Source organism: Streptomyces sp. NPDC001401 (assembly GCF_042895385.1).
In the GTDB taxonomy this organism is placed as follows: domain Bacteria; phylum Actinomycetota; class Actinomycetes; order Streptomycetales; family Streptomycetaceae; genus Streptomyces.
Genome location: NZ_JBIAWI010000041.1, coordinates 1 through 24,020, shown reverse-complemented (window position 1 = coordinate 24,020; position 24,020 = coordinate 1). Strand labels below are relative to the sequence as shown.

Below are 24,020 nucleotides of genomic sequence, written 5' to 3'. Positions count from 1 at the left end.
ATTCACGCGAACAGCCCTGTGAACAGGGAGATCAGCTGTCCGCGGAGCGGGACCCGAGGCGTCCGCCTACAAGGATCTTGCGCTGTCCGCTCTCAGTTCTTCCTTCGCACCGTGCTCCGATGACGACACCGGAGCACAGTGCGCTGCCCGCGGGGACGTGAAGGTGAGAACGGAGGTGGCGCCTTCCCAGAACGCCGCGCTCCTTCGCCGAAGTGAGCTCTCATCAGGCGGGGAGTCACTGGTCGGCGTGAATGAGTCGTCCTGGCTGCCCGCCTCCCTGTGCCGGGGACGTCGGGCGGTGATGATGCCCCAGCCCGTGGCGACGGCCCACACCACGGCCAGCAGCGCCGGCCACCACCACCCGTGTGCGGGGGGCAGAAGCAGGACGAGGGCGACAGGCAGAAGGAACATCCCCAGGCGGACGACGGGGCCGAGGAATTCGGCGGCGACGAGCCATACCTTCCACGCGACGAGCAGTGGGTCGCGGCGCCGTCGTCGCAGCATCGAACGACGCCTTTTCCCACCTCCGGGGAGCACGATTCGAGCCGCCGCCCCTGCGCGATCTTCGTACCTTCTCCAATCGGGGTGTTCGTACGGTAGCGGTGGTGGAATCTTCAGCGGCAGGTACCAGAACTCGGTATCGCGGCTTCCGCCGGCCTCCCTGAACCGCGCACGCCAGATGTCGTACACGGGGTCCTCAAGGTGACGGGCCGGGGCTGGACTCGTAAGGTCCTCGGCGCCAACCGCTATCAACAGCAGCGGGTCGAAAGCGCCCATCTCGTTGCGGACTTCGGCGAACACCCGCACCAAGTCGGCGACGCCGTCCGCCTCGCTGCCCTCTCTGAGGAGCGCCACGCAGTAGGCCCTGCGCCGGGAGGCAGGCCGTCTCCAGGGTGTGCGGCGGTAGGCGTCCCGTAGGTCCTCCAGGAACGCGTTGACCATCAGTTTGGTGACCTGAACGGGATCCTCGCGCCCAAAGAGGGGAAAGGCGAGGCGGAGCGCGAACCCCTCCACGGTTCGGGATAGGGCGGGTGCCATGTACGGCTGGCGCAGCAGCCACCGATACTCACGCCCCAGCATCCGCCAAGCACGGAGCCACACTAGGGGCAGCACATGCAGCGCCAGGAGGGTTGCCCACCACGGGAGCGTTTCGCGCAGCACCAATTCGCTGGCCGGGTCATGCGGGCGCGCCGACCTGAGCTGGAGCTCCCGATCACGAAGCCGACGGCGCACGAAATGGCGATCGTGTGTTTCTAGCCACCGGTCGGATGCGCCAAACCGCAATAGCCAGTTGACCAGACCGAACCGTCGAAATCGGACGCGCTGTCGGCGCCCACCGTAGTTGGACGAAAAATCCTGGGCCAGCTCCACCAGCGTCTGTCGGCATAGTTCGACCTGCCGCCACTGCTGGGACAGATCAGGGCGTTCCCGCTCTAGGCGACTCGACAGCTCCTCCACGTTGACGACCCCGTGGGGTACACGTCGTGGCTCGGCATTTCGAAGAACCGTGCGAATCTGTTCAGTCAGGGCGTATCGCTCTTCCATGCCTTCCCTGATCAATATCAGGATCGGCAGGCCGTTACGGCCCTGCGGCTGGCCCGGTAACTCGCCCTTCTTGGGGCGACTCACAAGAGTGCTGAGCAGCGTGAAGAGCCGGTCAGCGTGTTCGAAGACGGATTCCATGGCTCTCCGGGTGCCCAGTGTTCATGCGTGATCGATCCGTACCTTAGGCGGCCCAAGGGTGGGACTCCGGCCTGTTACCAATCCTTAGTCGGAAGAACGCGAGCAATGCTCAGTACCTGTGGATCACTCCTGACGGAAGGAGGCGTACCTTCCCGATGGATCGATCGATAGGTCATCGAGCAAGGCCGCCGTTGCCGCGTCGGTCGGGAAGGCACGCCCGTGCTTACGGTAGTCAACGAGAACGGCGCCACGCCAAGCGGCAGTTCGCTGCTGGATGAGGTTGTTCGGGAAGGCGCTCGGCGGATGCTGGCCGTCGCCGCTGGAGGCCGAAGTCAACGCGTACATAGCTGAGTTGGCCGATCAGCGCGACGACAAGGGGCGACGTCTGGTGGTCCGCAACGGCTATCACCAGCCCCGGCAGGTCACCACCGCGGCCGGCGTGGTCGAGGTGAAGGCGCCGCGGGTGAACGACAAGCGCGTCGACGAACAGACCGGTGAGCGTAAGCGGTTCTCTTCAGCGATCCTGCCGCCGTGGTGCCGCAAGTCCCCGAAGATCAGCGAGGTGCTGCCCCGCTCTACCTGCATGGCCTGTCCTCTGGCGACTTCGTACCCGCTCTGGAGCAGTTCCTCGGCTCCTCCGCCGGGCTCTCGGCGGCGACGGTCACCCGGCTGACCCAGCAGTGGCAGGCCAACCACGCCGCTTTGATGGACCGGGATTTGTCCGAGGTGGACTACGTGTACGTGTGGGCCGACGGCATCCACCTCAACGTCCGCCTGGAGGAGGCCAAGGCGTGCGTCCTGGTGCTCATCGGGGTCCGGGCCGACGGCTCCAAGGAGCTGGTCGCGCTCAAGGACGGCTACCGCGAGTCCGCCGAGTCGTGGGCTGACCTGATGCGTGACTGCGCCCGCAGGGGCATGCGAGCCCCGGTGCTCGCGGTCGGGGACGGCGCCCTGGGCTTCTGGAAGGCTCTGGCCGAGGTATTCCCCGCCACCCGCGAACAACGGTGTTGGGTTCACAAAACCGCAAATGTCCTGGACGCCATGCCGAAATCCGCGCAATCCGGCGCGAAGAAGGCCATCCAGGACATCTACAACGCCGAGGACCGCGACCACGCCGAGGCGGCGGTCAAGACATTCGCCCAGCTCTATGGCGCGAAGTTCCCCAAGGCGGTCAAGAAGATCACCGACGACCAGGACCAGTTGCTGGCGTTCTACGACTTCCCGGCCGAGCACTGGATCCACCTGCGGACCACGAATCCCATCGAGTCGACCTTCTCCACCGTCCGGCTGCGGACCAAGGTCACCCGCGGCGCCGGCTCCCGCACCGCCGCCCTGGCCATGGTCTTCAAGCTCGTCGAGTCCGCCCAGCAACGATGGCGGGCCGTGAACGCGCCCCACCTCGTCGCCCTCGTCCGCGCCGGAGCCCGCTTCGAACGCGGCCAGCTCGTCGAACGCCCCGAGGCGGCCGCGGCGTGAGCACCCTCAAGGCCCAGGCCATCAGCACCAGAAGGCTGGACCTGCTGCCGCTGCACGTCGAGCACACCGAGGAGATGGCCGCAGTGCTGTCCGATCCGGCCCTGCACACCTTCATCGGCGGCACTCCGGACACCCCGCAAGCCCTGCGCTCGCGCTACCAGCGCATGACCGCAGGCTCTCCCGATCCGGCCGTGTCCTGGCTGAACTGGGTGATCCGGCTCCGTGGCGAGGCCTGCCTGACGGGCACCGTCCAGGCGACGGTCAGCCCCTCCTGCCACGGACTCACCGCCGAGATCGCCTGGGTGGTGGGGACCCCGTGGCAGGGAAGAGGCATCGCCAGCGAAGCAGCCCGAGGGCTCGCCGACTGGCTCAGCCGGCAGCCGGTGCACACCGTCATCGCCCACGTCCACCCCGAACATCGGGCATCCGCTGCCGTCGCCACTGCCGCTGGGCTCACACCCACCAACGAATGGCACGAAGGCGAGATCCGATGGCACCGGAACATCAGGGGATAACTTCAACGATCCACAGGTCTTGACTATTACTCCCGCCAGGTATCGGCGTCGAGCTCTGCTACCCGCAGTGCGAGAGCCCCGATAGCTGGCGTGTGTAGGTCGACACTCGCTCCCCACACGTCGACGTAGTTGCGCAGCAGGGTGGTGAGGGATTCGATCTTGTCTGCGGTGGGGGCTCCGCTCAAGCCGTGAGCCATCGCCGACTGCCAGCGATGAGCAGCCCGCTGCATGTCGCTCAGAGTCAGCTGAACCTGCGCCCAGGCTGTGTCCGCCGTCTCGTGATCTCGCGCGAGTGCCGCACTGCAGAACTCCTCAACATGCTTGGCGATCAACGCGGGCCCAAGGAGAGCTGATGTCGACGTGTCTCGCTGCGCCTGCTCTTGAGCTACGACAAAGCGATGCAACTCTGCGGCTGGCTGAGTGAGTTGGTACCGCTCACGGTTCGGGAGGAAGTCCGTCTCAAGCTCGGCACGGTCTTGCCAGCTCTCGACAGTCCCCCACTTGAACAACTGCACCATCTTCTGGTCGAGTTCAAGGGCGTCCTCTCGAAGCAGATCCTCCCGCAACCCCATATCCATACCGCTCAGCCACATGCTCACGCAGCAGCCGCGGCAGATCCACCCGAGCGACTCCCGTGAGGGATCGCCCCGCAAGGGCCCACGCATCAACCTCCGTTGCTGATCGAGCATGCCCACCGCGCTTCCGCGGCAACGCATTCGTGCGAACGTTCGGATTTCCGCTGTTTGCCGCTCGCTCATCCACCGGTGTTTCCTCCCCCCGCAGCACCTCATTGCGCTACCCAAGGACCGTAGCTTCGGGCACTGACAATCCATCGGCCGTTGCCCCTTACTGCCGATCAAGAAACGTTCCCAGAGAACACTGTTGCGAGACGTGACGCGGGTGATTTGACAACCACGGGACTGTCCAGCCGACTGGCGTAGCCCCTTGCTTGGCTCGCCTAGGCTCGAGGATGGGCGTGGGGCTGGAGCAACATGCCCACCGCTTTTCGCATACCGGCCTCACTCGCGGACCTGGCCGTCCCGGTCGATGAGCTGGTCCCGTACCACCGGAACCCGCGTACCGGGGACCTGGACTCGATCACCGAGTCGTTGTCCATCAACGGCCAGTACCGGCCGATTGTCGTCAACCGCGGCACCCTGACCGGGCGGCCGGGAGAGATCCTCGCCGGCAACCACACGTTCAAGGCAGCCAAGCAGCTCGGCTGGGACAAGATCGCTGTCACCTGGCTCGATGTGGACGAAGATGCAGCGGCGAAGATCGTCATCGTGGACAACCGCACCAACGATCTCGCCGGGTACGACTCGGTGCTCCTGGCGGACATCCTCACCGAGCTCCCCGATCTCCAGGGCACCGGCTACGACCAGGACCAGCTCGACCACCTCCTGGACGAGACCGCGCTCCCGGCCCCCATCGAGCTGCCCACCGATGGCGCGGACACCGGAGCTGCGGCGACGGTGGACTACCTGCAGTGGGGGTACATGCAGTGGTCTTCCACCCGCGTCCGCATCACGCAGGCCGAGGTTGAACTACTCGACGCGCTGTACAAGCAGTTCGTCGGCGATCACGACTCCGACCTCGGGTTCGGCTGGCACGTCCTCAACGAGGAGCATCGCGCCGAAGAGGGAGCGGCCGCGTGAACCCGCTCGATGTGCGGTTCGACCCCTCTTATCCGCTGTCCAAGTTGCGGCCCGCGGACTACAACCCGCGTCGTCTGTCCGAGGACTCGTTCGTCCGGCTGCAGGGCTCGCTACGCCGCCACGGTGTAGTGAAGCCGGTCATCCTGAATGCTGACGGAACGCTCGTCGCCGGTCACCAGAGGACCAAGTGCTTGAAGGCGATCGGCGTGACGACGACGCCGGCGATGATCCTGCCGCAGAAGGTGCGACTTCAGGACGAGATCAAGTTCAACCTCCTCCACAACCGGGTCGAGACCGAGTCGTCCGTGGTCTACGCGGAGCCTGGGCCAATCGGCCAGTGGTGCTGGATTCCATGGCAGACCATCGAAGTTGAGGAGTCGAAAAACCTGCCGTTCCAGCAGGCGATCGGCTTCATGACCGCCGCCCACGGCCCCTGGGGCTCGGTGGTCATCGACGACCAGGGCCGCATCGTACTGAACGCCGAGTACGCGGCAGTCGCGAAGGCTCAACGCTTCGACATCCTCGCCTGGACCTGCGCCTCCCTCGATGCCGGACAGCTCGTTGAGGACCTCACCGGCGAGTACGGCGTCTACGACTGGACCGGCCTCGAAGACCAGGCACCGGTGTGGAACCAGCACATCGTGCAACCCAACCGGCTGCGAGAGCACTCCTCGAAGGCCAAGGCTGACAAGGTCCGCTACAAGTCCGAAGTGTGGGAGCGCCTCGTCCTGCCGTGGCTGACCACCTCCCACCGGGTGGTGGACTTCGGCGCCGGGCACGGCGACTACGCCCGGCATCTCCGCGGCAAGGGCTACAAGATCCACGACTACGAGCCCTATCGCACCCTGAAGGGCAAGTACGCCGTCGACATCCGCACGATCGCCGGCCAGATCCGCACGATCGAACGCGAGTTGAGGGAGAACGGCCTCTACGAGGTGGTGGTCCTCGACTCCGTCATCAACGCCACCACATCCCTCGACTACCAGCACTGGGTGCTCACCACCGTCAACGCGCTCTGCGCGGCGGACGGGCAAGTCTGCATCGGCACACGCAACTTGGAGCGGGAGCTGGCGTACGAGAACTCCGAGCACTCCATCAGCCGCGACTCCACCCGCCTGTCATTCCTCGACAGCGAGAACGTCGACATGCGGTTCGTGCGCGGCAAGTGGCAGCGGATTCGCTACCACACGCCCGAATCTCTCCTTGGTCTGCTGTCTCGGTACTTCGAGGACGTGCAGATCAGTGACACCACCAGGGCCACGGTCAAGGCCGTCTGCAAGCGCCCACGAGCCCTGCCGATCGAGGAATACCGACAGGCATTTTCGGAGGAATTCAATATGCCCTACCCCAACGAATTTCGACACAACAAACACGGCGGAATTCTGGATATTTTGATAGAATTGATCGAGGATAGGAATTCCAAGTTGGAGGGGTAGAGGAATGCATTTGAAGGCGGACTCAGACAGAGTCCGCATAGACATCGAAGCAAGGGCCAGCTACCGCATCATGTGGCTGGCCGGCATCCGTGAACTCGACCTGACACAGCACTGCCTGAAGACGTTCGGAGAATCCGACCGACCGCACATCAACACTCATCAACGCCGGCAGACACTTCACCTACCTGCGGCGAATCCGCCAGTCGCCTGGTACCTGTGTGCGCTACCGATCCCCTGGGACTGGTCCCGCAATGCGCATTTGGCGTTCGAGCACGCGCCCGGCGAGACCTGGGAGGGGAACGCCCTCGTTCCTGGCCTCGGCGTCCGGCTGGCCAATGCTCGCCCCATCCTCGGTTGGGGCGAGCACTCCGTTCCCCTCGACGCAGCCAAGAGGAACTCCCGGCTGTACCGGACCTGCAGGAACTGGCAGTTCGCCTGGTGGCTGCGCCTCAACCGCGACGTACCAGACGCGCCACCACTGCCCGGAGGTGATGCAGACGAGAACGGCCCGGAGCAACTGACGCTCGCCTGACCGGCCGATCGGTGGACTCGATGGCCGACCCTCGTGGACCGCCTACCGAGTCCACCGTGCAGGCCTCCGTCTCCGACAGGGCAAGTGGGGGCAGGGCCGGCGGTCTGTGAGGGATGCGGGCTGTTGTGGAACCCTCGCACATCCCTGACTTTCGGGGTGCTGGCTGTGCCAGTGCGCGCACAACTTCTGCCAATGCCACCGGGCCTTGGTGAAGGAGGCCCAGCGCCGGTCGGGGAGGTTATCGCCGAGATCCTTGAGGGCGATCCGGACAGCCAGATCGACCCAACGAGGTGAGTACCTCTCACCGATCAGTTCGCGGAGCGCATCCTCATCGGCAGGTTCATCGGTAACCCAGCCCGTCGCTCGCAGTTCAGACAGCTTGAGGGGCCGGCTCAGCAGAATCGGCACAACATCGCGCACGAAGGCTCGGCACTTCTCCTCGTAGCCAGGGAGCGGCGTTCCAGGCGAGTCGTCGGCTCGGCGAAGCTCCAGCAGATACTCCAGCGCGCCGGGGGTGCGGTGGGCAAACGTCAAGGCTCGCGGGCCTGGGGAGTTGACGCCGTCATCGGGCTCTAGAGTGGCGAAAATAGTCAGATGCGGCGGCGTTTTGGCAGGGTTCTGGAGACGTTCCAGAACCCTCTCGACTTCCTCATCGTCGATGAGCGGCCCTGTCTTGATCCACTCGGTGTCACGACTGAGAGGCTTGAGACTAATCTCAGTCCAGTAGACGTATCGCTGAGTCAGCTGGGCTTGGAGAATGGCTAGCCGACGGAGGTATTCGCCCTCCGTCATCCCGAGATACGGGAAATCGCTGGCAAACCGACTCAGATCGACGGTACCGCTCTGAGCGTACGCACGGTGCAGGTCCCCGGCCAGGCTCTGGAAGACGCGCCGGAGCATACGCAGAGCTGCCTCCAGGGAGCCGAGACGTCCGTTGCACTGTTGGCACAGCGCGCCGCGCACAAGGTCCGTTTCGTGATCACGGTCGATGGAGCGGGCGATATGCCCGCAGATCGCACACTGGGGATGGCTGGCGAATAGGACGCCTTTGCTGACGACGACATCTCGCTGTATCGCAACACCACTCGGCGCCTCCGAAGCCTGGTTGCTTGCCCATGAGTTGATGTCTCTCGCGGGATCGTCGGACTGCCCCGCCATGACAGAGATTTAGCAGGGGCCACTGACATATGGCGTCACTGTCGAGGTGCCCGCCGAGCTGCTGGTGCAGGGCATCAGTAGCGTGGGGCGCATAGGGCGAAGCTCGGCCTCACCTGGTGACGCGTCCGGCGGGAGCGGGTTCTCCGTCGTGCCCGCCGCATCACCCCTGTACAGCCGGTAGGTTGGCCAGCTCACGTCATCGTGTTGGTGCTGAGGATCGGGGGACTCATGGTGGCGGAGATCGGCGTGAAGCATCATGAATGGTGGATCGAAGACCGGGAATACGCCCGGCAGGAGGAACGTCGGGGCCGCCGATTCGCGTTCACGCACCTTGACCCAATCCGCACCGCCTTGGTGGTTATCGACATGGTGCCCTTCTTCGTCTCGCAGAACCCGTACTGCCGAGGCATCGTGCCGAACATCAGCCGCCTCGCGGACAGCCTTCGAGCGGCTGGCGGCACGGTCGCCTGGGTCCTGCCGGCGGTGGTTGAGCGTACGGCGGTGGGTGACGAGTTCTTCGGCCCGCAGATCGCCGAACTCTTCCGCACCTGTGGTGGCACCGGGCCTCTTGCCGACCGTCTCTGGCAAGACTTCCTGGTCCACCGCGACGACTTGTTGGTGGAGAAGTCCGCGCCCAGCGCGTTCTTCCCTGGCCGCTGCCGCCTTCCTGAGCTGTTGGAGCAGCGCGACGTGGATACGGTCCTGATCACCGGCACTGTCACCAACGTGTGCTGCGAGTCGTCGGCCCGTGATGCCAGCACCCTCGGCTTCCGGGTCATCATGGTGGCCGACGCGAACGCGGCAGGTCGCGATCAGGATCACAACGCCACGCTCCACACCGTCTACAGAACGTTCGGCGACGTGCGTCCGACCCTGGATGTGCTCGACTTGATCAAGGGGTGAAAGCCCCTGGAAGGTCTGCTGTCGTCCCCGGCTCGGGCGGCGTGCGGCCGGGTAGTGCGCTTTGGAGCGCCACCGCCGCCCCTGTCGCTACGGGTGGCCGCTGTCCCGGATCGTAATTTCGTGAACGCGCAGGTCGCCGCGGTTCGCGGCTGAGTCAGGGATCATGGACAGTAGGCGCGGGGCCCTGGGAGTTGTTTCATGGGCCGCCCCAACCGGGCCACCCGGGCTGCCATTACCCAGCGCCGTGCTGATGCGATCGACCTGAAGCTCGCTGGCGTCGACTGGTTGACCATCGGCCGCAAGCTGGCCGCTGACCCAGCGATCAACTCTGACGGTGTCGCCTACCCGCAGGGCTACGGCATCGACAAGTACAAACGCAGGCTGGAGCCTCCCACTGACAAGCGGCTGATCGAGCTGGCCTGCAAGGACGTCTCCAAGGCCCTCGTCGAGCGCACCACTGCCTTGGATGCCAATTCCGATGAGCTGCGTCAGCTCATGGTGGAGCGACTCGAGCGACTGTTCTTTGGCGTCTACCGGGCCGCAATCCGTAACGGCGACTATCAGGCCGTCGACCGGGCGGTTCGGATCATCGAGCGCAGCAGCCGCCTCCTGGGCCTGGACCGCCCCGTGCGTACAGAGCTGTCGGGGCCGGACGGTGGAGCAGTTCAGGTCGAGACCGCGGGCCTGGACGAACTGGAGAGGCTGATCAACCTCGCCGGTGGCGAGGGTGGCGAGGCCTGACGAGGCTGCGGTACTCCAGGTCTACCGGGTGCTCCCCGCACAGCGCCGCCGTGAGATAGCCGCAGCCTCCACCCCCGAACTGCGCGCCCGGCTCGTGCGGATCGAGCGCGAGCTGGCGATGGACCGCTCCCCCGGCGCGATGGCCTCCGTGCTCACCGACGGCCGGGAAATGCAGGCCCCGCATCTGGGGCTGATCGACGCTGCCTTCGAACAGGTCGCGGCCGGGAAGCCGACCCGGCTGCTACTAACCATGCCGCCTCGGCATGGCAAGAGTCGCCGCGCTGCCCGCTGGGCGCCGCTCTGGTACTTGAGGCGGCGCCCGGAGCACCGGGTGATGATCGCCTCGTACTCCTCCGACCTCGCCGACGATCACGGCCGTTGGATCCGCGACGCGATCCTCACCTACGGCCCGCAGCTCGGCGTCAGCCTGCGGCCCGGCTCCAGCGCGGCAAACCGTTTCGACCTGGCCGGCACCGAGGGCGGCGCCGTCATGGCCGGTGTCGGCGGTGGCCTCACCGGCAAGGGCGCCCACCTGGCCGTGGTGGACGACCCGATCAAGGACGCCGCCGAAGCCTCCTCACCAACGATGCGCAAGCGGCTGTGGGAGTGGTGGCAGGCCGTACTGCTGACCCGCATCGAGCCCGGTGGCTCGGTCATCCTCATCCAGACCCGCTGGGACGAGGACGACCTCGCGGGCCGAGTCCTGGCAGACGAAGGCGACCGCTGGACGGTCATCGACCTCCCCGCCCTCGCACTGTCCCAGGATGATGCGCTGGGCCGTCCCGTCGGCACCGCGTTGTGGCCAGAGCGGTACGACACCGATGCGCTCGCCGAGATCCGCCGCTCCGTGGGCGAACGCGTCTGGTGGAGCCTCTACATGCAGCAGCCCCGCCCGCAGGACGGCGGCGTATGGCAGTGGCCATGGATCACCAACAACCGCATCAACGCCGCCCAGTTCCGCGGCATCGACCTCGCACGGATCGTCGTCGCTGTCGACCCGGCGGGCGGAGAGTCCGCTGTCGGCGACGAGACCGGCATCGTCGCAGCGGCACGCGACCGCCACGGGCATCTCTACGTTCTTGACGACCGCTCGGGCAATCGCGGCGCCGACGCGTGGGGACGAGAGGCCTGCCTGCTGGCGATCGAACTGCGCGCGGACGCCATCGTGGTGGAGGCAAACTACGGCGGCGACATGAGCCGCCAGATCCTCCGCCAGGCTTGGCAGGAGCTCCAGCGCGAGCAGCGCACCGAGAGCATGTTGATGCCTGCCGTGCTGCCCGTGACGGCCAAGCACGGCAAACGGCTTCGCGCTGAGCCGATTGCCCAGCTGTACGAGCAGGGCCGCGTCCACCACATCGGAGAATGGCCCGCATTGGAACAGCAGATGGTGACCTGGGTCGCTGGCATGGACAGCCCGGACCGGATGGACGCAGCGGTGCATGCGCTAACGCAGCTCGCCGATCCGCAGCAGTGCGGGACGAGCACGTCTACTTACCAGGACAGCCGTCTGTCGGGGCGGCGGTGATCGGCTACTCCCGCTTCGCAGCGTGAGCTTCGATGTAGAAGGTCGCGGCAGTGACGGCTGCGGACACCGCCAGTCGCGCTGTCGCAACATCCAGCGTGGGGCGCTGGCTCAGGCCGTGACCGGTTCCGAACCCGGCGTTCCGCAGCTCTGCGATGCTGATCACAAGATTCGTGAGAGCACCAAGCGTCTTGCGGCGCTGTGCGGCTCCCGGTTCGCTTCCCCGCACCCCCGCCGGGTCGAGGCCCAGAACAAGGTTGGCCTCCTTCAACAGTTGGGGGATGCCCCTCTTCGTCTCCGGTCCATTGCCGTGAAGGCCCAGCACTGCCTTCAGGACGGTCTCCAGCAATTCCTTGGCTGATCCGATCGCTTGGGCTGGGTCCTCTCGAATGCCACGCCGGATGCGGGCGGCGTGTTCGTCAACGTCTACAAGGCCCAGTTGCTTGGCTGCCGCCTGCAGCTCGTCCACACCGACGTCGGCCACTTGACTGCCGTAGATGTCGCTGAAGAGAGCGGGCTCGTGCTGGACCAGCCAGTCCGGGAGCCCGAGCATTCGTTCGGCGACAGCGAAGTGCGCTTCATGGATGGACCTGGTCGAGATCCGGCGAGGACCGGCCCCGATGTGCTGGCCGGACGGCCGGAGGATTGCTTCGACCATGTCCAGCACGTGACCGGAGTAGTCGTCGTCGTTCCAATCCAGACTGCGGAGGAGTCTGTCGTGCTCCCGGATTCGGTCGGCGTACCCCGTCTCATAGCCGAGGGTTAGCCAATCCCCGCGGTCGAACTTGGCCTGAATGGCCTTCGCTACCGCGAGCACGACCTTCTCCGGCTTCACATCCCGCTGCATTGTCTCTCCCCAGCCGATCCCATGACTCACCGTATCGGCGAGCGGGCTGCGCACACCCGTGCTTATCCAGCGTCCTCCCACACCTTCGGGGCGGTCACAGTCGGGGAGCGCAAGACGAGGCAGAGCGATCTTGCCGGGCCAGCCTCCCAGCATCTGGCTCACCTACGCTGTAGATGGCGCGGGGCCGACGTTACGGACCTGTCCCGTGGGCCTGCGCACTTTCCTGACCGACGCCTGGTCGTGGCTCAACTACAAGCCGGTAATGGCCGGCACTCACGATGGGCGCCCGCACCGGACCCTTTCACCCGCGCTGCAGGCAACCTGGCTCCCCGATGACGCGGTGCGCCGCCTGGCGGCTTACAAGCTCCTGGCGGCCTACGACTCCAACCAGGCGGGCGAACTCGCCACCCTGGCAGGCAACGAGACCGCAGCCGAGCGCAGGGAGTACGGGGACCCGGCAACCTTCGTAGACACTGCCCTCGCCCATCTGCTGGGGAAGTCGCAGCAGATCGTCGTGCCGGGGGCCGAGCACGCTGGCGACGACGACGCGACCCCCGAATCAGCGGCTGCTGCCGAGGTACAGCAGCGACTGCGGGAGTGGGCGGAGGCTGAGCTGCTGCCGTTGCGGATGCAGGCCGCCGAGCGGAAGGCCGTGCTGCTCGGCGACGGGCTGTACCTGCTGGCCTGGGACCCTGAGAAACGCCGTGTTCGGCTCAAGACCTACGACCCGGGGTTCTACTTTCCCGTCCTCGAGGACGATGCCGACCCAGGAGACTATCCCCGCCGTATCCATCTGGGCTGGGAGATACCCGAGGACCCCAAGCGCGCGCTGAAGCCGAGGGTCCGCAGGATCACATACGAACTGGGACCCGTAGCCCCAGCTACCCGCAGCAGCACCGACGGGAACGGACAGGCGAGGCGGCATCCGATCGTGGGCGACACCGGCGGCCACATGCTCGATGTCGGCGACCGGTACGTGCCGGAGTCGGACCACATCGAGCGCACCTACCCGTGGGCGCCCGACCGGCCGTCGAACGTCACCTGCTATCTCACCGACGCCGAATGGTTCCTCGACGACCTGCGCCACGGGCAGAGCCTTGACGATCTGCCACTGGACAAGGCGCACTTCCGGACTCGCCCTGACGGCGAAGTCCTGCATCGCCTCGATCTGCAGCTCGACTTCATCCCGATCGTCCACATCAGCAACACCGTCGCCGACGGTGAGCACTTCGGACAGTCCACCCTGGCAAAGGTCATGCAGGCCCTGGACGAGCTGGCCGAGACCGACACCGACTCCGCCCGCGCCTCCGCGACTACAGGTGCGCCCATCATCGGCCTTGCCGGGGCACGTGCCGAAGTCGACCGCGTCACCGGCCGCCCCAAGCCCCTGACAGTCGAGCCCGGCACGATCTTCCAACTCGCCGACGGCGGACGGATGGACGTCCTCGATACCTCAGGACAACTCTCGGAGCTACGGGCCAGGGTCGAGGAAATCCGCGACCGGGCCGCCGTCAACGCCCGCCTGCCCGCCGTGAGTCTGGGCACCGTCGACCCCTCCGACGTGCCGAGCGGCTACGCGCTCCAGCTTTCACTCGGGCCGTTGGATTCCCTGGTGGACTCCATGCGTCTGGCCCGCGCCCACAAGTACGCGCTGCTGCTGAAGATGGTGCAGCGCATCCACCAGGCCGGCCGAGCCGAAGGCTGGCCCACGGGCCAACCGCTGGCCGCACGCATCGTGTTCGGCCCACACACCCCGACCGACCGAACAGCGATCCTCGATGAGGTCGTCAAGGGCGTGTCCGCCGGAGTGCTCTCATTGGAGACCGGGATCCGCATGCTGCAGGACGCCGGATACCCGATCGAGGATGCGCGGGAGGAAGTCAGCCGGATCACTGCTCGGCAGGAAGCCCCGGTGCCGGTGCGTCATCAGGCGGCAGCTTCATCTTCCTCATCCCTTCCCGCTGCTGATCAACGGGCTGACGAAGATGCCCTTCTTCGACGGTGACGAGGTTCCCTCCGCCGACCTGGACCTTGTAGGTGCCTTCACCGCCGGGCAGGCCCTCGATGCGCGTCACGTAGAAGCACCAGCCCGCGAAGTCGCCGTACGAGCTGGGCAGTACCTCGCCGGTGCTGGACTCGACGCCGGAGGCCAACTTGCCCTTGCCGGAGGCGTCGTAGACGACCACGGCTTCCCCCGCAAGATTGGGAGTGCATTCGCCGCTCTCACCCGTGGACCCGGGGTCCGTCACAGGTGACGCACCAGCAACCAAGGCGGTGAAGGGGCTGCGGTCCACCCACGGCTCCCATGCCCACAGGGAGACTCCCGCAGCGACGACCACTGCGGCCGTGACACCCCATATCGCCGCACGGCGCTTCTTGAGCGGCTCGGGGCCCTTCGCCAGGGACACAGCGGGAGATGTCAGGTTAGATCCTGGAACATTAGACATGAGTTGATCATCTCAGATTTGCGCAGGCCGACAGCCAACGCAGCAGTGTGCCCGCGTGGTTGGCCTACGAGATCCGAGTGGCCAGTGCCGTGCAGCGGATGTGTTCTTGGCATCCGTAGACTCGGTCACGGCGCGGGGCCGTCGTGGGAGTAGCACCACTTGATGACCCGCAGCCTGCCCGCTCCGCGTACCGTGCTCGGCTACCGCCAGGACGGTAGCCCGATCTTTCCGGTTCTCGGCGCCTCCTCCGACGATCCGTCGAACGACGAGGTCACCGTCAGCATCAGCCAGAAGCAGCTCAATACGCTGATGGCCCGGGAGAAGGATCAGGGCGGCCGGGCTGCGGTGCGCGGCCTGATCGAAAAGCTCGGCTTCTCCAATACCAGCGCGCTTGAGGAGTACCTCGCCGGTGTCCGGCAGGCCGAGCAGGAGCAGTTGTCCGAGGCGGAGCGCCGCGAGCAGGCGGTGATCGAACGAGAGAAGGCTGCTGTCGCTCGCGAAGCTGCGGCCCTTGTCCGTGAGCGTGACGCTGCCCGACGAGTTGCCCTCGCCGGCGTTGGGGCGACTGGTGCCGACCTGGACGACGCCGTGGCGCTTCTGCGCGTCCCGGACGACGCGGACGGCGACGCCCTCAGCGAGGCGGTACAGGAGTTGAAGACTCGCCGCCCCGAGCTGTTCGCCAGCGTCCCGACAGGCGCCCAGCAGCTGCCTGCAGCTCCTGGCGGCGCGCCTGCCTCGGTCCCGCCGCCGCGCCCCGGCGGTGTCGACCACAAGCCCGGTTCGGCCGGTCTGGAGATGGCCCGCCGTCGCGGCATCCTCTCTGCCTCCGAGTAACAACCGACTGGCCCTGGTTCGGGTCTTCTTGGGGACCACGCCCCCTGCCTTCTTCCTCGTGGACCGCGCCACAACCGGTGAGTGCGCGACCGCACCAGTACCACCAGGAGAAGCGGCGTTGATCCAGCCGTACACCACCTCCGTCACGGTGACCGCTGACCGGGACTGGCTCGCCTCCCGACACGGCACCGACTCCACGGAAACCGTCACCCTCGATCTGTCGAAGTTCGCCAAGGCCACTCACTACGTCGAGCCGTCAGCGGGCCAGCCGCACGGCTATGTACGCTCCGGCGTCCCGATCGGCCGCATCACCGCCTCCGGTCTCTACGGTCCGTACGACCCGGCGGCCAAGGACGGCCGAGAGGTCCTCGCCGGTCTCGTCTACGCCGAAGCGGCGTTCACGCCCGGCACCACCAAGGTCCCCGCGGCGCTGTTCTGGCACGGCACGGTGAAGACCTCCAAGATCCCCGGCAGCATCGATCCCGCGAAGATCGCCTTTAACCCGTCGGGGGCGCAGATCCGCTTCCTCGGGGCGGTGAGCGCATGAGCGTCGCCGACCTCCTCAAGGGCGTCTCCGTCGCCGACCTGACGGTCTACGCCCGGTCCATCCCGACCCCTGCGGACTACCTCCTCACCCAGACCGTCTTTGGCGAATCGCAGGTGAAGGACGTCAAGTGGCGGGTGCGACAGTCCAAGCGTCGCGTCAACACCGCCTCCTACCGCGCCTATGACGCGTCCGTGCCGTTCGCGAAGCGGCAGGCCGAGTCCACACAGACCGAAGGCACCCTCCCGGCACTAGGCCAGAAACTCCTGATCGGCGAGATGGAGCAGCTGCTCCTCGACGCTTCCCGCGGCGCAGACGATGACCGCCTGGTGGAGCTGCTGTACGACGATGTGGAACGGCATGTCGAGGCGATCCGCTCCCGCCTGGAGCTCGCCGCCGGCGAAGTGCTGCTGGACGGCAAGTTCAGCCTGGCCGGCGAGAACGGGCTGACCGTCGAGGTCGACTACGGCGTACCACAGGCCAACATGCCGACCGCCCCGAAGCCGTGGAGCGCCCCGGACGCGGATCCGATCGCGGATGAGCTGCGGTGGATCGACTACCTCGACTCGATCGGCGCACCCGCGCCGGAGATGGTGCTCACCTCTCGTAAGGCGTGGTCGCACCTGGCCAGCAACCAGTCCTACCGGGCGGCCTACTACGGCACCCCAGCCGGCAGTCAGACGCCGACCGCGACACTCAACCCGGAACAGATCAACTCCGTGCGCGGCACCTACGGCCTGCCGCCGATCACGTTCTACAAGGCTCAGGTGTGGCAGGACGACGTATCGAAGCGCGTCCTACCGGACGACCGGTGGATCATGCTGCCGCCTGACCGGGCGAAGTGGGGCCAGACCCAGTACGGCACCACCACCGAGTCCCTGGCCCTCTCGCGCGGCACGAATCCGCAGATCGAGCGCGAGGACGCCCCGGGCATCATCATCACCCGTGACGTCGAGGACGACCCGGTGCAGATCTGGACCAAGGGCGCCGCGGCAGCGATGCCCGTCCTGTACGCGCCGGACTGCCACATCACGGCGACCGTCCTGTGAGCTCCGCCGCCCACTCTCTGGGAGTGCTGACTACGGCAGTGCACGTGCTCGATCCTCTCGAGCACATCCCACTGGTGCTGCTCGCCGGCGACCCGATCACGGATCCTGCTATCGCCGAGCAGATCACCAACCCCCGCTGCTGGAAGGGCAATCAGGTGCCCACCACGGAGACGGCCGCCCCCAAGACTGCCCGGAAATGGAAGCCCGCCCAGGGCTAACCAAAGCTCGGTGGGGAGGAGCAATGCTCCTCCCCACCGATCTTCTACTGCCCAGGAGGCCTCGTGACCAGCGATGTACTGCGCTGGCTCCAAGCCCAGCTCGGCCCCGACACCAACCCCACTGACCTCGCTCAACGGTACGAACGTCTTCACTCGGCCCGAGCAGTCGCTCTCGAAGTACTGCACGAGCGCATCGCCGCTCTCGTCGCTGAACCACTGAAGGTCACCGTCAACGGCGTCGCGACAATCGACAACTCGGCCAACGTCGCCGCGCTCGAGAGACAAGCCGCCCAACTCAGCGCCGCAACTCCTCCCGACGACCCGTCCCTGCCGGACCAAAACATGCTCACGACCGTGCAGTTGAGCTCTCGACCCCGCCGGTAGAGCCGTCGGACAGCTTGATCGAGCAAAGGCGAAATAGAATGGGTGCGGCTCTCCTGGAGGGACGGAGATCGCCGCCTCCCGCGATGACCTCGGCCGCGCCCGCCACGCTGCCTATACAAGGACCGATTTTGCTGACCACAGCGGCGCCGGCGGCCGGAACCATGCAGGTGAGACGGCTACTTGACGGTTACGGACCGTGGTCCCTCAAGAAAGTCGTACCCGAACTAGCCTGAGCCCAGCGCATTTCTCTCTGGCACCTGTGCGAGGGCTAGCGAACTATCAGTCAGCCAGAGGAGTATGGGGTAGAAAATTCCGACCGAACCGGGCAGAACGATGAGCGATGACTTCTGGCAAGACTTCAATGAGAAGGTAACCAAGCGGTCCGAGGAAAACCAGCAGCGTAGAGAGCAAGCTGAGGAACAAGAGGCGCGCGCACGCGCCGCCCAGCGGGCCAAGGAGAATTCTGAGATAATGCGTGCCCATAGGGCTGATGTGGCGCGATGGCAGGCTAAGTACAAGTGCAGCTCATGTGGAATGCCAGCCACGGCACAGCCTGAGATTGAGACTGATCGCGGATCGTACGAGGATGGTCGCTGGGTTCCGGACGCTGAAGAACCTGCAAGGGTCCTCTGGGACAAGATTCCCGAAGACATGATTCTGTGTCAGTACGGGACAATCAGGGATCACTATGCGCACAAAAATCACAGTGGCCAGGGGTACTGCCGCAAGCACGCGGAGAAGATACTGCGCAAGTACTTCTGACAGGTGAGCGTTGCGCGACAGGTGAAGGCCGGCTATGGATTCGCAGGGCGCTAAGGAGTCCCTCAACGGCGCTCGCGCATCAATGAACGAACCCCCCTCACCTCCGCCGATAGGTGTAGATCGTGCGTTGGTCGTCGCATCACCGGGGCGTGGCAGGCGCGGCCGAGGTCATCGCGGGAGGCGGCGATCTCCGTCCCTCCAGGAGAGCCGCACCCAAATAGAATCACGGAATTCGCTTTCACCGTAGGCGAGCGTTAGCAAGACCTCACCATTCCTCATCCTCGAAGTGCTCCGACAGTCAGGCGAGATCATCGAGTGTTATGCACTGACGACTGCCAGGACTTTCCGGGGCACCTATCGTCGTCCGCCACTTTCGTCGATCAGCATCGAGCTGGGGAACAAGAGCAGATCTGTCCGACTCGATGCTGGGTTATGACCCCGATGGTGGAGAGGGAGCGAGCCGCCAAGCTCTCGGCCCGCACCAAAGCCGCACGGGGACGAAACGCATACGGCGCGCTAGACATCGGCGTCAGTGCCCCCGCTACGGTGGCCCTCATGACCGATGACATACAGCGCCTGCACGCTGCCTGGGCACGTATCGAGGGGTGGTTGCGTGAGCATGCTCCCGCATCCGCTGCCAGCCTGCGTTCCCCGGCCACGGAGAAGCAGATCGCGACGGTGGAGAACGCCATCGGGTACCGGTTCCCGCCGACGCTGCGTGCCTGGTATCAGCTGCACGACGGCGTTGAAGACGTCGTGGAGGGCGGTGCCGGCAACGATTTCCTGCCGGAACAGAACGGCTGGCTGCCGCTCGACATCGTCCATGAGCAGTACCGGTTGCGCACCGAAGGCGGATATCACGGCCCCGGTGCGATCCCCTTCTGCTACCGCACCGGTGATGGCTGGTGGGGCTACTACGTCGAGGCGCGTGAGAGTGAACCGTCGTACGGAAATCTCGGGGCGTGGTCGGCGGACTCGGCCAACGAGCCCTACCCCTACGGAACGAACGGCTGGCCACTTACCGACTGGCTCGACGAGATCGCTTCCGCGATCGAAGAGCGCCGGTGCCTGCGCCATCCGGACGGCACCGAGGACACCGATAAGCATCCTGCCCTGTCGGATGGCGGGTTGATCTGGGTCGATCCCGATGACCTGCCGGATGACGCGCAGTTGTTGAGGGATTTGTAGGAGAAAACGACGGCGGCCGGCCCAGCGGAGGGGGTGTCTCTGCCGAGCCGGCCGCTTTCGTCTACACGTGCCTTACGGCTTCGGAGTGCACGTCACCGTCGCCTTGCTGGCGTCACAGCCAGCGAACTCGGGGAACGCCATCCAGTAGGGGTCTTTGTCCAGGAGCCGGTTCGGCTGGCTGAACGTCGAGGGGAACGGCTGCATCGACTGCGTGTTGATCCAGTTGGACATCGAAGACCGTCCGCAGACCTCCTTCCACGTCGGTGCCGCCTCGCGGGTGTCGTCGTAGAAGTGCCACTCGCCCTGCGTCACGCGCGTCGCGTACGTCTGTACGCAGGCGTCACCCGAGGTGACCGGATTCAGGCCGCCGTTGGCGGTCGGCATGCCCCCGCTGTTGTAGGTGGACGCGTAGGCGAACTCGTCACACGATCGCGTGTCGTTGGCTGCGAAGTCCGGCAGCAGGGTTGTATCCGGGTTTCCCTTGGCGACGGCCCAGCCCTTGCTCTGGCCGTCGACCTTGACTTTGGGGCATATGACGTCCCGGTTCTTCGTCGGTTTCTGGCCACTGCTACCGCCGTCAGCGGGAAGGAACAGCAGTGGCCTATTCGCCGCCTGACTGCCCGGATGGTTGGGCAGCTTCGACTGGACCAGCCACGCGTGAGCGACGGCCGGTGCGAACTTCTTGAAATTCATCACCCACGTCGGCTTGTACGCGGAGACCACGCAACCCGGCTGGGTGTTCGCGACGGTCTTGTCGCAGCGGATGTTCAAATCTGGTACCGACGTCCCCAGGTCGCCGTCCCAGCCCGTGATGTCGCCCGGAGTTGTGGCGTCCCACTTCCAGACCAACTGGACGGAGTAGACGTCACTGGTGTCCAGACCGGTGGCGGTGTGGGTGAACGTGGCGTAGGTGTTGTGCATGTCGACACCGGTCGTGCTCCACGTCGGGGGCGCGGACCACGTGGGTGCACTGGTCGTGCATTGCGGGGTGCAGGTGAACTCGGGCTTCAGGGTCAGCGGCCCCCATTCCGACTGCTTGCCTTCGAAGTCCTTGAAGTACACCGGCACCATCCACCACCGTTGCTGGAACGTGGTCGACTGCGGGTCGAGCTTCAGCTGGATCTCGGAGGCGAACATGGCGTCGCCGACCTGGATGATCTCCCCGTTGGGGAGCTTGCTGTAGAAGTAGGCGTGGAGCGGCGTGGCTCGCTTCAGACAGGCTTCGGTCCGCTTGATGTAGTCCTTGCCCGTGTTCAGGTTGTCGCACCAGTCGAACAGGTCGCCGTCCGAGGCGCGCAGCCGCTGCTTCACGGCGGACTGCTGGGACTTCGTCAGTTCACCGGGTTTTTGCTGAACGCACGGAGAACTTCGAAACATGACACCCTTCCTTCGCCTACGTTGCGAGTGAAGGTCTGGCCAGACTTGTTACGAAGTATGTCAAGGTTGTAGCACTCTCCTGCCGATGATCGCCAGGTGGCGGTCGGGTTCGCCCTGCGATTTCTCGCTCTTGCGTCAACTCGCGCTCCTCTGGCACCCACAATCACGCCGCTACTTGCCGAGTCAGGGCATTTTCCCTCCAGGCAGATACTCCATCGGGTTCCTGGTCGCCCGGCTGGTTGCCCTGCTGCTCGACCTCGCTCGGGGAAGTCGGGGTGAGCAGCCGTGCGCGCTCCGCGCGTGGGGGCAGGCAAATCGTGGCACTGCCGGCGGCCACACGGTGTGCCAACCAACTGTCACTAGTGGACCGAGAGTCGGGACGTGCATCGGCGGCGAGTTGAAGTGGCGTGGGCTAATCGCCCTGTTCACTGACGGGGAACCTCGCTCGGTGTTCGCTCAGCTCGCTCAAGTCGGATGGCACCCCGGGCGACAACCGGCTACGAAGTGGCCCCCTGGCCAGCCCGGTCAATCTTCGTTGTCACGAACGCGCATCCATCAAGGTTCGCTGTCACGCGCCCAACCTCCACTGGCACGGAACAGTCCCTCCTGGGAATTGCACGTCGCCAGGGTGATCTCTTAGGCAATGGTGGACGCGTCGAGAGCCCAGAGGCGGTCCGCGGCAGGAAGATGCAGGGACTTCAGTGTTCGCGGTCAACGGTCACAGGAGGCAACCGGCAAGGACCGGCACCCTGGGAACGCAGACGTTGCCCCCAAAGCTCTCTATCCACAACCTATGGATAGAGAGCTCGTGTTGATATTCAGGAGCCGATGTCGGGGGCTCCGCCCGAGCCAGCCCTCTCTGTCGACTCGCCGGCCAAGGAGTTCCTGCATGCCCCGAGCGCCATTCCAAGTCCAAGTCGTACCGTTCCGCCGAGTCGGCGATCAGGTCGAGTTCGCCGTTCTGCGACGCAAGGACATGAACGTCTGGCAAGCCGTAGCCGGAGGTGGTGAAGTCGGCGAGCGCCCGGAGGAAGCCGCAGCGCGCGAGGCTCGTGAAGAACTCGGCCTCGACGGGCCCGTACCGCTGTATCCGCTGCAGACCACAGCAAGCGTCCCGGCACGGTTCTTCGCTGAACGCGACACTTGGCCCCGCGGGACCTACGTCGTACGAGAGCACTCGTTCGCCATCGACCTGACCAACGTGGAGATCAAAATCTCCCCCGAGCACACCGCCGTCCAATGGCTGGGCTACGAGGCGGCCCACGAGATGCTCCGGTTCGACAGCAATCGCACGGCTCTCGGCGAGCTGCACGAGCGACTGTTAGCCACCGACCTGCCGCTTCCGGTCGATTGACCACCCGTGGTTGAAGCCCCCCGAGTAGTCCGCACGGTCATACTCGGTGCTCACGGCCCGCGAGCGCGACGACGGTTCTGACGCTGTGGACATGCGCTGGCCATCCGCATCACTCGTCTCCCGCGACGCACTCACAACGTCCAGCTACGCCGGTCAGCCAGCCATCGCAGAGTGACTTCGCCGCACCATGTCTGATGCTGGCGAAGGTGCGGTGACCAGTCCGCCGGGGGCTGTGCACCGGAGACCAGGAAAAAGCCAGAGAGCGCGGCGAGGGCGGCGTCGAGCTGCTCGTCGGCGACCCCGAGGGCGGTGGGATGTGCCGCGAACAGGGTTGTGGCGTCGTGACCGTCGGCGAATGCGGTGGCCAAGAGGAGGACGAGGTCGAACCAACTGGCCCCGAGGCACGGCCAGTTCCAGTCGCAGATCCACGCGCCGTTGCTGGTGTCGATGAGTACATTGTCCTGGCGCAGGTCGTGGTGCAAGACGGCGGTGCCCTCTGTGGCCTTCCGCCATTGCTTCTCCAACTCGGCCAGTTGTGGCGTGAGCCCGAGCGGCACCCATGCAGGCAGGAGCTCCGGCCTGGTCCTGCCCGCTTGGAGGTCACGCCATTCGGTGAAGTCGCCCTCGGCGTCGACTGGCTTGAGACCGAGTTCCAGCAGTTGCGGCGAGGCCACGGCGAGCGCGTCCGCCGTGGTGGCGTAGGCGTTCAGGGTGGCGTCCAGGTCGTTGGACTGCCAGGGTTCGGCGGGCATGCGGCCACCGTCGACGGCGTCGAAGCCGAGGACAACCCATTCGTCCTGCTCCTCGATCCACTGCAGGCGGGGTGCCGGGACCTCCGGGGGCAGCGCCCGGTTGATCAATGCCTCCCTCCGGTAGCAGTTGGCGATCACGGCGTTCTCCCCGCTGTTGACCGCCTTGATGAACTGTGTGCCACTGCTCCCGTGGGCCACCGCGGCAAAGCCACTGGTGAAGCCGCTCCCCGCGCTTGGCTCTGCGTCTACCACACCGCCCAGGTGCCGTGAGATCAGCTGCCGGACGTCCTGGGGAAGATCGCTCCAGCGCGGACGTACCGCTGTGGAGTTGTACTGCAGGCGCGGGGTGACGATGTTCGGCATTCTGCAAGAGTGGGGGAACCCTTGCCCCTGTGCGACGGATTTCTAGTCCGTTGGGTCAAAGTTGACGACCCAACACCGCAAGAGAGACGTTTCCGCAGGTCACAGACCTGCACTGTGGGGCGGGTGGGACTCGAACCCACGGCCGACGGATTTGTCCTTTGGGGATCTTGGCGGCCCTTGCCGATCAGTGAGCTTCTTCAGCGTTGCCGCTCCAGGGTGAGGACGGCTTTGGCGATTGACGTCATGCGGTTTGGACTGCATCGGGATCTGCGGAAGA

Annotated in this window: 23 protein-coding genes and 2 pseudogenes; 17 read left to right on the top strand and 8 right to left on the bottom strand. The window is 65.6% G+C overall.

Going from position 1 to position 24,020, the window contains the following annotated elements; genetic code table 11:
* Positions 1-66: 66 nt before the first annotated feature.
* The gene (locus tag ACFY10_RS54760) at positions 67-1,683 is read right to left on the bottom strand and encodes a hypothetical protein (protein WP_390672937.1); all 1,617 of its coding nucleotides are present in this window, start codon (positions 1,681-1,683) and stop codon (positions 67-69) included.
* A gap of 219 nt (positions 1,684-1,902) precedes the next feature.
* On the opposite strand from ACFY10_RS54760, the pseudogene ACFY10_RS54755 reads away from it, so the two are divergent.
* Both ACFY10_RS54755 and ACFY10_RS54750 read left to right on the top strand, forming a co-directional pair.
* Positions 1,903-3,159 (top strand): annotated as a pseudogene (locus ACFY10_RS54755) (IS256 family transposase).
* Positions 3,156-3,674, top strand: coding sequence for a GNAT family N-acetyltransferase (locus ACFY10_RS54750; protein ID WP_390672936.1), 519 nt, complete (start codon positions 3,156-3,158; stop codon positions 3,672-3,674). Before ACFY10_RS54755 ends, ACFY10_RS54750 begins: the two are co-directional and overlap by 4 nt.
* A gap of 26 nt (positions 3,675-3,700) precedes the next feature.
* Here ACFY10_RS54750 and ACFY10_RS54745 read toward each other — a convergent pair whose 3' ends face one another.
* Positions 3,701-4,432: a DUF2397 family protein gene (locus ACFY10_RS54745; RefSeq protein WP_390672935.1), complete on the bottom strand. Its 732-nt coding sequence runs from the start codon at positions 4,430-4,432 to the stop codon at positions 3,701-3,703.
* A gap of 234 nt (positions 4,433-4,666) precedes the next feature.
* Between ACFY10_RS54745 and ACFY10_RS54740 the strand changes: the two genes are divergently transcribed.
* The 3 genes from ACFY10_RS54740 to ACFY10_RS54730 are packed head-to-tail and all read left to right on the top strand — an operon-like array spanning position 4,667 to position 7,300.
* Positions 4,667-5,332: a ParB/RepB/Spo0J family partition protein gene (locus ACFY10_RS54740; RefSeq protein ID WP_390672934.1), complete on the top strand. Its 666-nt coding sequence runs from the start codon at positions 4,667-4,669 to the stop codon at positions 5,330-5,332.
* On the top strand, positions 5,329-6,768 hold the full coding sequence (locus tag ACFY10_RS54735; protein ID WP_390672933.1) for a ParB N-terminal domain-containing protein: 1,440 nt from the start codon (positions 5,329-5,331) through the stop codon (positions 6,766-6,768). Before ACFY10_RS54740 ends, ACFY10_RS54735 begins: the two co-directional genes overlap by 4 nt.
* Before the next feature lie 4 nt (positions 6,769-6,772).
* The gene (locus ACFY10_RS54730; protein WP_390672932.1) at positions 6,773-7,300 is read left to right on the top strand and encodes a hypothetical protein; all 528 of its coding nucleotides are present in this window, start codon (positions 6,773-6,775) and stop codon (positions 7,298-7,300) included.
* A 42-nt stretch (positions 7,301-7,342) separates the two neighbouring features.
* On the opposite strand, the gene ACFY10_RS54725 is transcribed toward ACFY10_RS54730, so the two are convergent.
* A complete protein-coding gene (locus tag ACFY10_RS54725) occupies positions 7,343-8,458 on the bottom strand; it encodes an endonuclease domain-containing protein (RefSeq protein ID WP_390672931.1) in 1,116 nt (371 codons plus the stop codon).
* Positions 8,459-8,686: 228 nt separating this feature from the next.
* Here ACFY10_RS54725 and ACFY10_RS54720 point away from each other — a divergent pair, with 228 nt between their 5' ends.
* The 3 genes from ACFY10_RS54720 to ACFY10_RS54710 all read left to right on the top strand — a co-directional run bounded on the left by ACFY10_RS54720 (position 8,687) and on the right by ACFY10_RS54710 (position 11,627).
* A complete protein-coding gene (locus ACFY10_RS54720; protein ID WP_390672930.1) occupies positions 8,687-9,361 on the top strand; it encodes an isochorismatase family protein in 675 nt (224 codons plus the stop codon).
* Positions 9,362-9,559: 198 nt separating this feature from the next.
* The gene (locus tag ACFY10_RS54715) at positions 9,560-10,102 is read left to right on the top strand and encodes a hypothetical protein (protein WP_390672929.1); all 543 of its coding nucleotides are present in this window, start codon (positions 9,560-9,562) and stop codon (positions 10,100-10,102) included.
* Positions 10,089-11,627, top strand: coding sequence for a terminase large subunit domain-containing protein (locus ACFY10_RS54710; protein ID WP_390672928.1), 1,539 nt, complete (start codon positions 10,089-10,091; stop codon positions 11,625-11,627). Before ACFY10_RS54715 ends, ACFY10_RS54710 begins: the two co-directional genes overlap by 14 nt.
* A gap of 4 nt (positions 11,628-11,631) precedes the next feature.
* On the opposite strand, the gene ACFY10_RS54705 is transcribed toward ACFY10_RS54710, so the two are convergent.
* A complete protein-coding gene (locus ACFY10_RS54705) occupies positions 11,632-12,471 on the bottom strand; it encodes an abortive infection family protein (RefSeq protein ID WP_390672927.1) in 840 nt (279 codons plus the stop codon).
* Positions 12,472-12,529: 58 nt separating this feature from the next.
* On the opposite strand from ACFY10_RS54705, the gene ACFY10_RS54700 reads away from it, so the two are divergent.
* Complete coding sequence (locus ACFY10_RS54700) at positions 12,530-14,476, top strand: hypothetical protein (protein WP_390672926.1); 1,947 nt, start codon at positions 12,530-12,532, stop codon at positions 14,474-14,476.
* Here the strand turns inward: ACFY10_RS54700 and ACFY10_RS54695 are convergent.
* Complete coding sequence (locus tag ACFY10_RS54695) at positions 14,361-14,879, bottom strand: hypothetical protein (protein WP_390672925.1); 519 nt, start codon at positions 14,877-14,879, stop codon at positions 14,361-14,363. The two genes, ACFY10_RS54700 and ACFY10_RS54695, sit on opposite strands and share 116 nt — an antisense overlap.
* A 201-nt stretch (positions 14,880-15,080) precedes the next feature.
* On the opposite strand from ACFY10_RS54695, the gene ACFY10_RS54690 reads away from it, so the two are divergent.
* The 7 genes from ACFY10_RS54690 to ACFY10_RS54660 all read left to right on the top strand — a co-directional run bounded on the left by ACFY10_RS54690 (position 15,081) and on the right by ACFY10_RS54660 (position 19,897).
* Entirely contained in the window at positions 15,081-15,752 is a 672-nt protein-coding gene (locus ACFY10_RS54690; RefSeq protein ID WP_390672924.1) for a hypothetical protein, read from the top strand.
* A 118-nt stretch (positions 15,753-15,870) separates the two neighbouring features.
* The gene (locus ACFY10_RS54685; RefSeq protein ID WP_390672923.1) at positions 15,871-16,299 is read left to right on the top strand and encodes a head decoration protein; all 429 of its coding nucleotides are present in this window, start codon (positions 15,871-15,873) and stop codon (positions 16,297-16,299) included.
* The gene (locus ACFY10_RS54680) at positions 16,296-17,345 is read left to right on the top strand and encodes a major capsid protein (RefSeq protein ID WP_390672922.1); all 1,050 of its coding nucleotides are present in this window, start codon (positions 16,296-16,298) and stop codon (positions 17,343-17,345) included. Before ACFY10_RS54685 ends, ACFY10_RS54680 begins: the two co-directional genes overlap by 4 nt.
* Positions 17,346-17,389: 44 nt before the next feature.
* A complete protein-coding gene (locus ACFY10_RS54675) occupies positions 17,390-17,563 on the top strand; it encodes a hypothetical protein (RefSeq protein ID WP_390672921.1) in 174 nt (57 codons plus the stop codon).
* Positions 17,564-17,626: 63 nt separating this feature from the next.
* Positions 17,627-17,947 carry a hypothetical protein gene (locus ACFY10_RS54670; RefSeq protein ID WP_390672920.1) on the top strand — a complete coding sequence of 107 codons (321 nt, stop codon included), beginning with the start codon at positions 17,627-17,629 and terminating at the stop codon, positions 17,945-17,947.
* Positions 17,948-18,280: 333 nt separating this feature from the next.
* Positions 18,281-18,709: a hypothetical protein gene (locus ACFY10_RS54665; RefSeq protein WP_390672919.1), complete on the top strand. Its 429-nt coding sequence runs from the start codon at positions 18,281-18,283 to the stop codon at positions 18,707-18,709.
* A gap of 555 nt (positions 18,710-19,264) precedes the next feature.
* Positions 19,265-19,897, top strand: coding sequence for an SMI1/KNR4 family protein (locus tag ACFY10_RS54660; RefSeq protein ID WP_390672918.1), 633 nt, complete (start codon positions 19,265-19,267; stop codon positions 19,895-19,897).
* Positions 19,898-19,969: 72 nt separating this feature from the next.
* On the opposite strand, the gene ACFY10_RS54655 is transcribed toward ACFY10_RS54660, so the two are convergent.
* Positions 19,970-21,274 carry a hypothetical protein gene (locus tag ACFY10_RS54655; RefSeq protein ID WP_390672917.1) on the bottom strand — a complete coding sequence of 435 codons (1,305 nt, stop codon included), beginning with the start codon at positions 21,272-21,274 and terminating at the stop codon, positions 19,970-19,972.
* Between the two features lie 889 nt (positions 21,275-22,163).
* Here ACFY10_RS54655 and ACFY10_RS54650 point away from each other — a divergent pair.
* Entirely contained in the window at positions 22,164-22,628 is a 465-nt protein-coding gene (locus ACFY10_RS54650; protein WP_390672916.1) for an NUDIX domain-containing protein, read from the top strand.
* Between the two features lie 131 nt (positions 22,629-22,759).
* On the opposite strand, the gene ACFY10_RS54645 is transcribed toward ACFY10_RS54650, so the two are convergent.
* Complete coding sequence (locus ACFY10_RS54645; protein WP_390672915.1) at positions 22,760-23,743, bottom strand: phosphotransferase family protein; 984 nt, start codon at positions 23,741-23,743, stop codon at positions 22,760-22,762.
* 197 nt (positions 23,744-23,940) lie between these two features.
* A pseudogene (locus ACFY10_RS54640) lies at positions 23,941-24,020 on the bottom strand (IS5/IS1182 family transposase); the annotation flags it as partial.